Here is a 15,081-nt window from a genome sequence, read left to right as displayed (position 1 = left end):
GGCAGGGGGCGTCTCGGCTCGCCTGTCAGGCCTCGGCGGCCCTGGGCTTGGGTTCGAAGGTCGGCGCGTAGAGGCCCAGCCGCATGGCTTCGCGGACCAGCGCCATGATGTCCTGTCCCGCAAGGTCGTGCAGCGTGGCGAGATCGTCAATCACGTAGTACAGCGGTTGCAGGATATCGATCCGGTAGGGCGTGCGCAGGGCATCGACCGGGTCGAAGGGATGATGGGCCGGAGCGTCCGAGAGCGCATGGCAGGTTTCCCTGGGCGAGGAGATGATGCCGCCGCCATAGATGCGCCGTCCTTCGGGGGTGTCGACCAGGCCGAACTCGACGGTCATCCAGTACAGCCGGGCGAGGTAGACGCGCTCCTGCTTGCTGGCGGCCAGGCCGAGCTTGCCGTAGGTCTCGGTGAACTCGGCGAAATCGGGATTGGTGAGCATCGGGCAGTGGCCGAAGATCTCGTGGAAGATGTCCGGCTCCTGCAGGTAGTCCATCTCCTCGGGGGCGCGGATGAAGGTGGCGACCGGGAAACGCCGGTTGGCGAGCAGCTCGAAGAAGGTGTCGAACGGAATCAGCGCGGGCACCGCGGCGGTCTGCCAGCCGGTGGTCGCCTGCAGCACGCGATCGATGTCGCCGAGCTGGGGGATTCGGTCGCTGGGCAATGCCAGGCGCTCGAGGCCCACGAGATATTCCCGGCAGACGCGGCCCTCGATGATCGCCAGCTGGCGCTCCATCAGCGCCTGCCAGGTGCGATGCTCGGTTGCGCTGTAGTCGATGAAGCCGTCGGCATTCGGCTGGTGGGCCTGATACTGGGTTTGCTTGGCCATGGCGGGCTCCCGTCGGGGGTTGTCGTTGTCATGGTTGTGCTTCCAGCATAGGGCGCGGGGCAGCGACGGCGAGCGCTTTTCGAGGGCAGGTCGGTGGGGCCGCGAGCGTCGTGCTGTCAGGTTTTCTTTACGAATGCCCGGTGAAGCGCATCGTTCTCGACCAATGGACCCTGTCGGGCGCATTGAGCGCGCTCGGGCTGTCAGGCTAGCGTTACAGCCGAGTCACGTCGCCGTGACGAGAATCGCTCATCGTCCGTTCGGGATTCGCCTCCATGCGTCTCAAGCTCCACTGCCAGAACCGCATCGGCATACTGCGCGACATCGTCTCGCCGTTCGCCGACTACGGCCTCAATGTCGCCCGGGGCGAGGTGGGCGGCGACCAGGGCAACGCCATCTATCTGCACGTGCCCAACCTGCTGTACGCCCAGCTCGCCACGCTGCGCCCGGCACTCGAGGCGGTGCCCGGGGTGTTCAGCGTCAAGCGGGTCAGCCTGATGCCCAGCGAGCGGCGTCATCTCGAGCTCGATGCCCTGCTGTCGTCGTTGTCCGACCCGGTGATGTCGATCGACATGGAAGGGCGCATCGTCGCCGCCAACCGTGCCGCCGGGCAGATGCTCGGGGTGCGCGTCGACGAGGTGCCGGGATTGTCGCTCGATCGTTACATCCATGATCTCGACCTGCCCGAGCTGGTGCGCCGCAACAACGCGCGGGTCAACGGCTTGCGGCTCAAGCTCGATGAGGCGATCTACCTGGCCGATATCGCGCCGCTGCACAGCGAGAAGGACGATGTCGCCTCGCTGGCCGGCGCAGTGGTGACGCTGCACCGCGCCGATCGCGTCGGCGAGCGCATCTATCACGTTCAGCGCCAGGAGCTGCGCGGTTTCGAGGCGATCTTCCAGGCCAGTCCGCGGCTCGCCGGGGTGGTGCGCGAAGCGCGACGCATGGCGCCGCTCGACGCGCCGCTGCTGATCGAGGGCGAGACCGGCACCGGCAAGGAGTTGCTGGCGCGCGCCTGCCACCTGGCCAGCCCGCGCGGGCAGGCGCCGTTCATGGCGCTGAGCTGCGCCGGGCTGCCCGAGTCGATGGCCGAGACCGAACTGTTCGGCTATGCGCCCGGGGCCTTCGAAGGCGCGCGCCCCGAGGGCAAGCTGGGGCTGCTCGAACTGACCGCCGGCGGCACCATCTTCCTCGACGAGGTCGGCGAGATGAGCCCGCGGCTGCAGGTCAAGCTGCTGCGCTTTCTGCAGGACGGCGGGTTTCGCCGCGTGGGCAGCGACGAGGAAACCTACCTCGACGTACGGGTGATCTGCGCCACCCAGCAGGACCTGCCGCGGCTGTGCGCCGAGGGCCAGTTCCGTCAGGATCTCTACCATCGCCTCAACGTGCTGGCGGTGCACATCCCGCCGCTGCGCGAATGCCTGGACGGCATCGGCGAGCTCGCCGAGCATTTCATCGACCGCGCCGCGCGCCAGATCGGCTGCTCGCTGCCGGTGCTCTCCGAGCCGGCGCGGACGCGTCTGGTCAACTACCACTGGCCGGGCAACGTGCGCCAGCTCGAGAACGTGCTGTTCCAGGCGGTCTCGCTGTGCGAGGGCGGCGAGCTTCAGGCCGGCCATCTGCGCATGCCGGATGTCGGCGCAGCGCCGGGACTTGGCGGGGTCGCTCTCGAGGGCTCGCTGGGCGATATCCTCGGCGAGGTCGAAAAGCGCGTGCTGACCGCGCTCTACGACGAGCACCCCTCCAGCCGGTTGCTGGCGCGCCGGCTCGGCGTATCGCACACCACCATCGCCAACAAGCTCAAGCGCCACGGCATCGGTACGGCGTGAGCGGCCCGCGGATCCTCCTGGCGATGACTAGCCCAGGTGAGCTTCGACCGCGTCGCGCACCTCGGCGTAGGGCCAGGCTTCCAGGGCGGCATGGCCGTCGAGCTGACGGGCCTTGAGGCGGGTCAACAGCGGCGTGGCCAGCCCGGTCAGGAAGCGCGTCAGCAGGTCGGCGCTGGGCGGCGGGGCGTCGTCGATCTCGCTCAACCGGGCGAGCAGCGGCGCGCAGAGCGGGCCGACACGCTGACTGTCCAGGCGGGGCAGCGATTCGCCGGGGGGCAGTCGCGCCACCTGGCCCCGGCACACCGAACAGTGGCCGCAGCGTCGCGGGGCGTTGGCGTCGCCGAAGTACTCGGCCAGCCGGCGGCTGAGGCACGTCTCGGACTCGAACAGTGTGAGCATCGCCTCGAGTCGATCGATCTCGGCGCGTTCCTTGCTCTGGAAGTAGCCGTGCAGGTCGTCGGCGAGGGCCGCGACATCGAAGTCCGGCTGCTGGATCGCGTAGACCTCGGTCATCTGCTTGCTTTCCAGCGCGATCAGGCCCTGGTCGCTGAAGTATTCCAGGGCGCGAATCACCCGCGTGCGGGAGACGTCGAGGCCGCGCTCGGCGCCCAGCCGCGCCAGCGCGTCCAGATCCAGCGTGCACCAGGTCTTGGCGCGTGGCGAGGCCGCGACGATGGCGGCGACGAAATCGCCGCGCTCGCCGGCGAAGCGCGCGATCAGCGCCTCGGGTTCGATCAGGTACTGGAAACGGTACTCGGCGAAATAGGCGTAACGCGGCGCGATTACGCCGCGCAGCTCGAGCTGAACCAGCAGCGTCTTGAGCGGCAGCGGGCGGATGTTGCTGTGCTGGGAGAGCGCATTGAGGGTCAGCTCCCACTGGCCCTGCGGCGCCGCCTCGCGGATCGCCTGCAGTACTCGTTCGATGCCGTCGCGCTCGGGGGTGTCGCCATAGACGAAGTTTTCCAGCGCGGCCAGGGTGTCGCGGCCACCCAGCATCAGGCAGTCGGCGGGCTGGCCGTCGCGCCCGGCGCGACCGATCTCCTGGCTGTAGTTCTCGATCGACTTGGGCAGGTCGAGGTGGACGACGTTGCGAATGTCGGCCTTGTCGATGCCCATGCCGAAGGCGATGGTGGCGACGATGCAGTTGACCTCGCCATTCATGAAGGCGCGCTGCAGGGCATCGCGCGTCTCGTTCTTGAGCCCGGCATGATAGGCGCGGGCGGGAATGCCCGCCTTGTCGAGATAGGCGGCGAGCTGCTCGGCGCGCTTTTGCAGGGTGACATAGACGATGCTGGGTTGCGGCGTCGCGCCGGACAGGCGCGGGCGTAGCCAGTCGCGCAGCGCCCGGACGCGCTGCTCGGCCTCGACGGGTTCCACCAGCAGGTTGAGGTTGGCCCGGTAGAAGCCGGTCAGCGCGACGTCGCGGGGCTCTATGGCGAAGCTTTCGCGCATGTCCTCGATCACCCGGGGCGTGGCGGTGGCGGTGAGCAGCAGCGACTGGGGGATGGCGAACTCGCGCTGGTAGTCGGGCAGCTTGAGATAATCGGGGCGGAAGTTGTGCCCCCATTCCGAGAGGCAGTGGGCCTCGTCGACCACCAGCAGCGACACCGGCACCTGGCGCAGGAAGGCGCGAAAGCGCTCGTTCTTGAGCCGCTCCACCGAGATCATCAGGATGCGGATCTCGCCGCGGCGCACGCCGTCCATCACCGCGCTGGCCTCCTCGCGGCTCTGGCGCGAGTCGATGCTCGCCGCGGCAATGCCATGGCGGGCCAGGAAGTCGAGCTGGTCCTGCATCAGCGCCAGCAGTGGCGAGACCACCAGCGTCAGGTGCGGCAGGTGCAAGGCCGGCAGCTGGTAGCACAGCGACTTGCCGGAACCGGTGGGGAAGATCGCCGCCGCCGAGCGGCCCTCGACCAGCGCCTCGATCACCGGGCGCTGGCCGGCGCGGAACTCGGGGTAACCGAATACCCGTTGCAAGGTTTCCTGAATCATCGGTCGCTCTCACTGCAGAACTGGGTATGGCCGGAATGGAGGTGAGCGTGGCTTTTGACGCCCGCCGAGACTCTCCTCGGGAGGCGGTCAGCCGATGGCATCCGACAGTCGGGCCGATTCTCGCATATCGTCGGTGCCGCTGGTGCGTGCCATTCGACGCCTTGCCCATCTACATCTACGGTATTTCTAGAAGGACAATAACCATAGGAACATGACCGATGGAAAAACTGGCCCGTAGATTCGGTCTGCAAACCGACCCCACCATCTTCTTCGTGTCGGCCGGCATCATGGTCGTGTTCCTGATAGCCCTGCTGGTGGCGCCCGAACCCATCGGGGCTGCCTTCGGCGCCGGACGGGCCTGGATCGTCACCAACCTCGGCTGGTTCTTCATCTTCGGGGTGACCAGTTGGGTGATATTCCTGTTGTGGGTGGCCATCAGCCGTTTCGGGGCGATCCGTCTCGGCGGTAACGACGCCAAGCCGGCCTATGGCAATGTCTCCTGGTTCACCATGCTGTTCGCCGGGGGCATCGGCACGGTGCTGATGTTCTGGGGGGTGGCCGAGCCCATGTCCCACTTTGCCAACCCGCCGCGGCCGGATGTCGAGGCCTTCTCGGTGGAGGCCGCCGACGACGCGATGGGCTTCGCGATCTATCACCTGGGGCTGCACACCTGGGCGATCTTCACGCTGCCGGGGCTGGCGTTCGCCTATTTCATCTACCGTTATGACCTGCCGATGCGCTTTTCCTCGGTGTTCTACTCGTTGATTGGCGACCGGATCTACGGGCCGCTCGGCAAGACGCTGGATGTCTTCGCGATTCTCGGCACCCTGTTCGGGGTGGCCGTCTCGATCGGCCTGGGCACCCAGCAGATCAACGCCGGTTTGACGGAGCTGTTCGGTATTCCGGATGGCGTAGCGGCGAAGGTCGCCATCATCGTCATCCTCACCAGCGTGGCGGTGTGTTCGATCGTCGCCGGCCTGGACAAGGGCGTGAAGGTACTTTCCAACATCAATATCGGCATGGCCGTCGGTCTGATGCTGTTCATACTCTTTACCGGATCGACCGTATTCCTGCTGCGCTCGATCATCGAGACCGTCGGCATCTATGTCTCCAACATCGTGCCGATGGCGTTCTGGAACGACGCGCTGGCGGAATATACCCACGAGGAGGGCGGCTGGGGGTGGCAGGGCGGCTGGACCGTCTTCTATTGGGCGTGGACGGTGACCTGGTCGCCGTTCATCGGCATCTTCGTGGCGCGCATCTCCCGCGGGCGCACGATCCGGGAGTTCGTGCTCGGGGTACTGTTCGCCCCGTCGATCTTCACCCTGGTGTGGTTCGCGATCTTCGGCTGGTCGGCGATGCAGATCGACGGTATCGGCGAGGACGCTCGCGCGGCACTCGGCGCCCAGGCCGGATCGCTGTCCGCGGCGGTTGAGCAGAGCATTCCGCTGGCGATGTTCGCCTTCTTCGAGCACTTCCCGGCCGCGACGCTGATCCAGGGCCTGGCGGTGGTCATCGTGGCGATCTTCTTCGCCACCTCGTCGGATTCGGCCTCGCTGGTCGTCGACATGCTGTGTACCGGCACGCCCGACCCGGGCCCCTGGCACCAGCGGGTCTTCTGGGGCGTGTCCGAAGGGGCGCTGGCCGCCATGCTCATCGTGCTCGCCGGTGACGCCGGGTTGACCGCCCTGCAGCAGGTCATCACCGTCGTCGGCCTGCCGATGTTCATCCTGGTGTTCGCGATGATGTTCGCGTTGCTGCGGGGCTTGTCCCACGAGAACCTCAGCGAGGTCACCGTCGGCAAACCGCCGCGGGCCGACGAGCTCTAGAAGCCGGGCGGTGAAGCGTCATGCGCGCGGGGACGCGGGCGAACGATCCCGGTTGCGCGACAGGACGGGCCTGGCGGTCTGCGTTTCACGCTCCCGGCTATGCCCCGTTGCGTCCGTGTTGGCATAATGGCGGTTTTGCCCACCGGGGATGACCCATGACCGCCTGGAGCAAGCTGCTCGTCGCCACCACCCGGCTGATCGATCTGCACGACAGCGCCCACGAGCCGGGCTCGCCGTTCGTGCAGGTCAGTCAGGAACAGCGTCGCGGCCTGCGTGACGGCTACTGGCTGGACCTTGGCTGCCTGCTGCTCGACTACCTGCTCGAGCTGGATTTCGCCACCAACAGCGCCTTCGTCTCGCAGCGGCGCTGCCTGGCGCAGTTGCGCGAGGACTATCCGGACCTGCCGCACGACGACCTGGCCTTCGTCATCAATCTGCTGTCCACGCCCAGCGAGTTGCATTTTCGCACCCTGCCGGCAGCGCTGGAGGCCGGCGAGGAGCGGGGCATCGCCAGCACCAAACGCACCGCGCTGATCGAGAAGCAGGGCCAGACCGGCCAGGTGCGACTGACGCCGAGCGGCCGCCAGGCGGTGACCCTGGCCAGCCAGGTCGAGGACCTGCTGTACTCGGAATACGACGCCGCCAAGGTGCTGGCGGCCCTGGCGCGCAGCGATTTCGCGCGGATACCCGATATCACCAACCAGATCCTGATGGCGATCCGCGCGCTGACCCAGGAGTTGCGGCGGGTGCGCGAGAACCCCACCCGCGAGGGCAAGCTCAGCGCCTTTCTCGACAACGAGCGCCATTACCACAACGCCCTGTCGACGATCCAGGATACCCTGCTCAGCGCCCGCTCGCAGTTGGCCACGCCGGAGCTCATGCAGCGCTTCGAGGCCTGGCGCGACAATCGTCTGCAGGTTCAGCAGGAGTGGGATCTGCGCATGCTGACCGGCGCCATCGGTCGCGTGCTCAACGCCATCGAGAACCTTTCGCGGCGCTTGTCGGAACTGCTGTCGGATATCGCCGAGGGGCGCATCCAGTCGATGGGGGTGATCGATTTCGCCGATCTGTCGCGGCGCACGCTCAGCGAGCCGTTGCCCGATACGCTGCGCGATGCGCTGGTCAAGCGCATGATGCCGTTCGCCCTGGCTGCCGCCATGCCGCGGGTCGAGCCGCTGATTCCGCTGCTCGAGACGCGCCGCGCCGAACACAGCGCCACGGCGCTGGTGTTCGACGAGCAGCACGACGCGGCGCCGGAGGACCCGCTGCTGGCGCGTTTTCTCCAGGCGCGCGGCCCGGCGCTGCGCGAACGCCTGCGCGAAGCGCCGCTGTCGCTGCCCGCGGCGCTGGACGAGGGCTGGCATCGCTTCGAGGATGGCGACTGCCTGGCTCAGTTGCTCAATACCTTCGTCGACACCCAACTGCTCGACACCCGGCTGACGGTGGGCATCGAGGCCGAGCCGTTCGCCATTCACCTGGCCGACGGACGCCGGGTCGAAGGCGCAGTCACGCCCTCGCTGCGGCTGTCCGGGGCGTCGCTTTCTCAGGCGCCCGGTGACGCGCCGGCTCAGGCGCCCGGGGCTGAGCCGCCCAACGCGTTCGATTCTTCAGATACGGCAGACGATGTCGCCGCTCAGGATACGCATTTATGAACATGACCGAGATGGGCGAGGTGGTCGCCTACCTGCTGCGTTATCGCACCGCCGAGCGCCAGCCGAGTGGCGGACGCAAGCGCCGTGCCGCCCGCGAGGGGCAACTCGCCGAGCGCGACGTCTGCGCGCTGATCGACGATGCGCTGGATACCGAGCGCGAGGCGCTGCGTGACTTCCTGGCCGGCCAGGGCCTGCGCCTGCGGGTCTTCGAGCCCGGCGACTATCCGGGGATCGCTCCCGGATCGCGGCTCTACGCGCTGGTGCCGGATCCCGAGCTCGAACAGCCGCCGCTCTATACCCGCGATCCGGTCTTCGATGCCCTGCGCCTGCGTCAGGAGAGCCGTGCCGAGCTGGCTCAGTGGTATCTGCAACTGTGGCTGCTGCTGCACGCGCTGCTGTATACCCGGCTCAATCGCGCGCTGTCGGATGTCAGCCGCTATCAGGAGGCGACCTTCGCCAGCGCCGAGTTGATCGAGCTGCTGCGCGAACGGCTCGAGGAGCTGCGTGCGCTGGGCGATAGCGCTCCGGAAACCAGCCGCGCCTTGCTCGATGAGCGCGGCGAGGACCTGACCCGTCGGGCCAAGGCGTTCATCGATCTCCAGGTGCGCGGCGGCCAGCTCGAGGCGGCCCGAGAGACCACCGAGGAGGGTGGCGATATCTGGCAGCAGACCCTGCTCGGCGCGCTGGAGGCCGAACAGGTCGGCGTGCATCACCTCTCGCACCTGGTCGAGTTGATCTCCGGCCAGGCGCGCGACGACCTGGGGGAGCAGGCCGCAACGTCAGCCCACGTGGCCGGCGAGTCGGCCGAGGCAACGCCCATCGCCGAGCGCGACGACGATGACCCGTCGGCGGGGGCCGACGACCTGTTCGCCGCACCGGATGCCGGGGCGCCGGCCGGCCAGATGCTGGATGATGAGGCCCGTCAAGGGCGTGGAGACCGTTCATGAGCGTGATCAATCGCATCGAAGTCGCCAACCTGCTCAACAAGCATGGCGACATCGCCTCGCCCTGGGACGCCAAGATGCGCCACCTGCTGCTCGACCTGCGCGGCCAGTCGAGCGCCATCAGCATGGAGAACGGCTTCGGCAAGACGACCCTCGCCGAGGCGTTGATCGGGCTGTTGTCGCGGGATCGCACGTTGCTGGCGCGCACCCGGCGCAAGTGCTCTCCGGCCAGTGTCGCCGGCCAGGGGCGCAGCTGGACGCACCTGCGGGTGGAGTTCCGCAGCGGCGGCGCGACGGGGCAGTCCGACATGTTCGCCGCCGCCGGCGAGGAGGTCGCCGGCGAAACCTTCGTGTTCGGCCTCCATGGCTACAGTGACGGCAGCGGGCTGTCCTTCTACCACTATGCCGGGCGGCTCGAGGATATCCCCGTCCACCACCTGACCCGCGACGCCAAGCTGGCGCTGTACGCCAACAGCGATGTCCAGGCGGCCATGCGCGCCCACGGCGTAACCCGCAGCGCCAACCGCGAGGAATGGCTGGATGCGGTGGGCGCTCACATCTCGCGCCGCGAGCTGGCGCAGATGGCTGCCTTCCAGAAGGAGGGCGGCGCCGACAAGAGTCAGATATTCAATGCCATCAAGCCGCGCGCCGGCGAGAAGGCCGACCAGGCGTTCTTCTTCGAGGTGCTGGCGCCGCAGATCCTGTCCGGTGCGACCCGTGGCGAGACCGATGAAGGCGAGGAACTGATCGAGGACGTGATCCTCAACTCGGGCAGCAAGGTCACCGAGCTGCGTCATCGCCTGAGTGAAGCCGAAGCCGACCAGAAGCGTGCCGACGACAAGGTCGCCCGGCTCGCCGACCTCAACGCGCAGGGCGAGGCGCTGCTCGATGCGCGAGCGCGTCTCGCCGAACTCGACGAGGGCCTGGCCGCCAGCGAGCGGCTGCTGGGCGGCCAGGCATTGCTGGCGCTGCCGGGCGTGCCGCGCCGGCCCGCGACCGACGCCGACGATATCGCCGGGCTGGCCTGGAGCAAGGGCGACAGCGAGCGGCCGCGGGTTTCGGTCTGGCTGCTGGCCCGGCTCAGCGGCCAGGCCGAGCGCACGGTGCGCGAGTCGCTGGCCGAGCGAGGGGCGCGAATCGACTCGCACCGTCAACTGATCCACCTGCCCGAGGCGTCCTGGCCGGCCGCCCGCGAGGCCCAGCATGTGGCCTTCGCGCCGGCCCGCGACTGGCTGGTCGACAGCCACGGTTTCGCCGACGACAGTGCACGCTATCGGGCGCTGGCGCAGCTCGACGAAGCCGCCGACGCCTTCGAGGCACTCGATGGCAACCGCTTCCGCGAAGAGGTGATCGCCGACCGGCAGTACCTCAAGGAACTCAAGGCGGACGCCCGGGAATTCGAGACGCAATGGGAGCGCCTCGAGCGCGAGCGTGAGCAGCTCGAATCGCGTCAGCGCGAATTCACCGACAATCAGAGTTTCTATACCCAGGCGCTCGGTGACGGGTTGTTCAGCGAAGCGGAGCTGGAGGCCCCCGAGGCGACCCGCGAGGCCGCCATCGCGGCCGCCGACACGGCGCGCCAGGCACTCAACGCGCACATCGGGCGGGCCGCCAAGCTCGAGGACAGCGCGCGCTGGCATGCCGACTTCCAGGCGGCTCATCCGGATACCTCGCCCGGCGAACTGCTCGAGTTGAAGCGCGAGCAGCAGCAAGCGCTCGATGACGAACGCGAAGCCGTCGAGGCCGAACTGGAGGCGGTCGGCGCCCAGCGCGACGCCGCCCGCGACGAGCGTGATCGCCTGGCCGCCGAACGCGCTCGTCTGGAAGGCGAGCGCGGCCCGCTCAAGCATGGCCGGGAGGCCTGGCAGGCCTTCGTCGAGGGCTGGCCCGACGCCGCCGTCGAGGAGTTCTGGGCGCGGCGCAAGGCCGAGCTGGCCGACTGGCAGCAGGAACAGCGCGTGCAGCGCCAGCGCCGGGAAGAGGCGCTGGTGCGTCGTGACCGGCTGACGCCGCTGGCCGAGTCGGCGCGGCGTTATGCTGAACTGCACGGCGACGACGACCCGGTGCATCTTCGCGACCGACTCTACCGGCGTTCACGCGAGCTCGAGGATGAGGCGCATCGGCTGGACCGGCAGGAGCAGCACCTGCGCGAGTTGCATCAGGCCTGGCTGCGCTTTCGTGACGTCAGCGAGCAGTCGCCGGCGGAGTGGCTCAAGGATGCCAAGTTCCGCTACCCGCGCCTGCTCAGCGAGGCCGAGGGCCTGGATGAGCGGATCGCAGCCCGCGAGCGCTATCTCGAGAGCCTGGCCGGCGATCCGCTGGCGCGGCAGGTCGCAGAAAGCGAGGCGCACCGTCTGCTCGATGGGGCGGGGATCGCCTGGTGCGCGCTGCACGACGTGCTCAATGCCGGTGAGCACGCTCCCGACCGGCGTCGCGAGTGGCTGTCGCAGGCCGCCGGCCAGCTGTTCGCCCCGGTGGTTGCCGGCGAGGCCCGGGCCGGCGAAGCCGCCACGCTGTTGATCGAGCGTGGCCTGGGCGTGCCGGTGTTCGAGGCCGACCGGCTCGCGGCTTGCCTGGCCGAGAACCGGCCGCCGCTGGGTGCGGTGTGCGGCGTCGAAACCCTGGCGGTGAAGGCGGCGCTCGACCCGCAATACCTGACCGCGCTGCGCGAGGAGACCCAGCAACGCCTGGCCGCCGATCGCCAGCGGCGCGACGCGCTGGCTGCCGAGATCGCCCGGCTCGACCCGCATGGCGAGCGTTTCGCCCTGGCGCTGCGGGCTCATGAGGCGCGCGAGGCTAAGGTCGAGGAGGCGCTCGACGAGCTGGCGCGCGACCAGCGTGGACTCACGCTGCGCCGCGAGGAGCTCGCGCCGAGGCTGAGCGATGCGGCACTGGCCTGCATCGACGACTTTCAGCGCTATCTGCTCGAAGGCGGCGACAAGGCGCTGGAGGAGGCTGCGGCGACGCTCGACGCCGCCGAGCGTCGCCTGGCGGAACTGGGGCCGCAGACCGAGGCCGCCGAACGGGCGCTGGAGACCCACGGCGCGACCTGGCTGGCCGCGGAGAAGTTCGCCGCGGCCGGCGGCGTCGAGCGGCTCGAAGCACTGGAGACACGTCTCGGCGAGTTGGTCGAGACTCAGGAATTGACCGATGAGCGTCTGGCGGAGAACACCGAATGTCTCGAGTCGCTGAGCCGTCAACGCGATGATCTGGCGAGCCGTTCGCGGGCGTTGTTTGCCGATGGCGAGCGCGAACGGCTGCGCACCCTCGATGCCTTCGAACGTGAGGGCGGGGTCGCTTTCATGGCCAGTGCCGCAGCCCGCGAGAGCGAGCTCGAGGCGGCGCTGGCCAGCGCCAGTCGCCGCGCGGATTTCGATTTCGCACGCATTCGCGCCTTTCTCGAGGTGCGTGACGACAGCGGCGGGGGCCAGAAGCTCGAGCGCGAGATCGCTCGTCTCAAGCGCGAGCGCGATGCGGCGCATGCCGCGGGCAAGGCCAAGCGCCGCGAGCAGGACAGCGTCGAGGCGCGTCTGGCCTGTAACCATCAGGCGATGCTCGATACCGATCAACTGGCCATCGCCTGGCTGGAGCGCCTTCGCGGCCTGTCGAGCGGTTGGCTGGATCGCCTGGCGGTGCTCGCGGATCTGCGCGAGGCCAGTCGCTGGCCGCTCGATCACCCGCGGGCCGAAGCGCTGGACGCCACGCTCGTCGAGTGGCGACGCCTGGCCGGGGAAGAGCGTGCGGACAATACCTCGGAGGCGGCGCATCAGCACTTTCAGCAGGCGCTCCAGGGCTGCCAGCAGGCGTTGCTCGAGGCGCTGGGCGATCTCAACCTCGGCGAGCGCTCGCGGGACCGGGAGCGTCAGGCCCGCGAGGCGGAGCGGTTGGCGCAGAGGCTGGGCCAGGCGTTGCGCGAGTCCGTCGAGAGTCGCCTGTTCAACGAGACCGAGCGTGCCCGGCTGGCGAACCTGGACGGCGCCTCCCAGGCCTCGCTCGACGATCTTCGCGCGCTTTATGGCCAGTTGACCGGCCAGCTCGACGAGCATCGTCAGCGGGTCGCCACGCTCAACGCCTCGCGCGAGCACATCGAGGGCAATCTGGTCGAGCGGCTGGGTTCTATCATCACCGATGCCGCCGGCAACCTGGAAAGCCTGAAGCGTGTCGCCCGGCGTGGCAGCGAGGGCGGGGCCTACTTCGAGGTCAAGGCGGCGTTGATCGGTGACGAGGCGGTGCGCGAACTGATCCAGCAATTGCTTGCCGATATCGATGAGCATCAGCTCGCCCAGCGACGCCGGCTCGCCCAGGAGGGAGCGGCGCCGCAGGGCGAGCAGCGTCGCCGTGACGACGAGTTGACCCGCCAGATCCGCCGCCGCATCTACCGCGGGCTGTTCCGCGACGCGGCCATTCGCCTCAAGCACGACGCGATTCGCCCGCATGGCCGGTTATTCTCGCTCAACGAGGACATGTCCGAAGGACAGCGTGAGGCGGTGTCGCTGATGTGGCTGGTCAAGCTCTCGGAGTTCGCCATCGAACGCGAGCTGCGCGAGTTGCCGGGTAGCCACAAGCGTCGCGCGCGGGCCGGCCGCGAGAGCGTGATCCTGCTCGATGGCCTGTTTTCCAAGCTCTCGCACCGGCGCTTGATTCAGGATTCGCTGGACTCGCTGCGCAACACCCGCGGGCGCTTCCAGATGATCGGGCTGATCCATAATCCCAACTACGAGAACGATGCGGCGATCTTCCCCACCTATCTGGTGGGCAGCGTGATCGGCGGCGCCCAGGGCCAGGGCGGCCACGTGGTGGTCCGCGACGGCCGGGTGGTCGAGCCGGAAGCGATCGGCCGCGGCCGGGGCGAGGCCAGTCTGTTCGGGATCCACGTCAGCGAGCCGACGCCATGACACTGCTCAGCGAGCGCGCCGAGGCGGCGCGGCAATTCCTGGAAGGCGAGTGGGGCAAGCATCACCTGAAGGGGCGTTACAAGCGCTGGCACAGTCGGCCGCTGGTGAACAGACTGCGCCAGCCGACGCTTTGCGGCACCGAGCTGGATGGTTGGGAAGCGCTGCGCGAGCTGACCGAGGCCGGGCTCGTCGAGACCTCGCAGCCGGTTTCGGCACGTCAGCGGCTCAATGTCCGCGTGCAGCTTTCCGAGGCCTTGCGCCATCGGCTGGCATCCGAATTCGCCCGGGTCGATGCCTCGTTGCCGCTGGACGCCGGCCAGGCCGCCCTCTGGCGCCATGCGCTGGAGAGTGTGCTCGATGGCTGGGATCTGGCCGACCAGCGGCGTCTCGCCGAGGGTCTCAATGACCTGGCCGCGGCTCTGCCGGGCGCCCATGTGCTGAGTTCGTACGAGGCCAGCGCGCGCTATCTGCTGGGCAGCAGCAAGCTCCTGGATGCCTTGCCGCGAGAGCTGGTGCGCGCCTTCGGTATCGAGCGTGCGGCTTTCCGGGGTCCCGGCGCCTGGGTTCTGGCGGCGGTGCCCGCCGAGCCGCAGGGGGTGCTGCTGATCGAGAATCCGCAGAGTTTCGAGCAGGCCTGTCGCGCGGGTGTCGCCGGCCGGTTGGCTCTGCTCTGCAGTTTCGGTTACGGACTGTCGCTGAGCGAGGCGCTCAGGGCACCCGAGCGGGTGCGGCTGATCGGCGAGATCGATCCGCTGCAGACGCTGGACGGCCTGCTGGCACTCGAGAATGTGACCTACTGGGGTGATCTCGATCCCGAGGGCTTGAGGATCTTTCGTTGGCTGCGCCAGAGCGTAGCGACATTACGCCTGTCGGCGCTCTACGCGCCGATGATCGAGCGTCTGGAGCGCGAAGGCGGCCACCCGTTGCACCGGCTGACCGGAAAGGGGGGACAGCGCCCGGCCCCCGGCTGGTCGCGGGGACTCGATCAGGAAGCGCTCGGCGATGCCGAAGTGGCGGCACTCGCCGGGGACGCCCTGGAAGCCGAGCGCGAAGACCATTGGCTGGGGTTGCTTGCCGACAGCGATCTCGATGCGATGCCTGGCGGGGCGGTCTGACA

8 protein-coding genes are annotated in these 15,081 nt (G+C 68.5%); 6 read left to right on the top strand and 2 right to left on the bottom strand.

The annotated features are described in order from the left end of the window. Positions 1-25 precede the first annotated feature (25 nt). Positions 26-1,009, bottom strand: a complete 984-nt coding sequence (phhA, locus tag HR9077_RS12160) for a phenylalanine 4-monooxygenase (RefSeq protein ID WP_280178432.1) — start codon at positions 1,007-1,009, stop codon at positions 26-28. Positions 1,010-1,098: 89 nt separating this feature from the next. Between phhA and HR9077_RS12155 the strand changes: the two genes are divergently transcribed. Next, entirely contained in the window at positions 1,099-2,652 is a 1,554-nt protein-coding gene (locus HR9077_RS12155; RefSeq protein ID WP_136067247.1) for a sigma-54-dependent transcriptional regulator, read from the top strand. 27 nt (positions 2,653-2,679) lie between these two features. On the opposite strand, the gene HR9077_RS12150 is transcribed toward HR9077_RS12155, so the two are convergent. Further along, positions 2,680-4,644 (bottom strand): RecQ family ATP-dependent DNA helicase, encoded by a 1,965-nt coding sequence (locus HR9077_RS12150; RefSeq protein WP_210725915.1) that lies wholly within the window; start codon positions 4,642-4,644, stop codon positions 2,680-2,682. 218 nt (positions 4,645-4,862) lie between these two features. Here HR9077_RS12150 and HR9077_RS12145 point away from each other — a divergent pair, with 218 nt between their 5' ends. From HR9077_RS12145 to HR9077_RS12125, 5 genes are all read left to right on the top strand, one after another. Further along, positions 4,863-6,473: a BCCT family transporter gene (locus HR9077_RS12145; RefSeq protein WP_136067246.1), complete on the top strand. Its 1,611-nt coding sequence runs from the start codon at positions 4,863-4,865 to the stop codon at positions 6,471-6,473. Between the two features lie 155 nt (positions 6,474-6,628). Further along, positions 6,629-8,125, top strand: coding sequence for a hypothetical protein (locus HR9077_RS12140; protein ID WP_244613173.1), 1,497 nt, complete (start codon positions 6,629-6,631; stop codon positions 8,123-8,125). Next, a complete protein-coding gene (locus HR9077_RS12135; RefSeq protein WP_244613171.1) occupies positions 8,122-9,072 on the top strand; it encodes a hypothetical protein in 951 nt (316 codons plus the stop codon). The genes HR9077_RS12140 and HR9077_RS12135 overlap by 4 nt, the downstream gene beginning before the upstream one ends. Further along, positions 9,069-13,964 carry a coiled-coil domain-containing protein gene (locus tag HR9077_RS12130; RefSeq protein WP_136067245.1) on the top strand — a complete coding sequence of 1,632 codons (4,896 nt, stop codon included), beginning with the start codon at positions 9,069-9,071 and terminating at the stop codon, positions 13,962-13,964. Before HR9077_RS12135 ends, HR9077_RS12130 begins: the two co-directional genes overlap by 4 nt. Then, the gene (locus tag HR9077_RS12125; protein WP_136067244.1) at positions 13,961-15,079 is read left to right on the top strand and encodes a Wadjet anti-phage system protein JetD domain-containing protein; all 1,119 of its coding nucleotides are present in this window, start codon (positions 13,961-13,963) and stop codon (positions 15,077-15,079) included. The genes HR9077_RS12130 and HR9077_RS12125 overlap by 4 nt, the downstream gene beginning before the upstream one ends. The last annotated feature ends 2 nt before the right edge of the window (positions 15,080-15,081 follow it).

The organism is Modicisalibacter radicis, from assembly GCF_900961225.1.
Taxonomy (GTDB): domain Bacteria; phylum Pseudomonadota; class Gammaproteobacteria; order Pseudomonadales; family Halomonadaceae; genus Modicisalibacter.
Note: the sequence above shows the minus strand (reverse complement) of the source record. Positions and strands in the feature narration are given on the sequence as shown.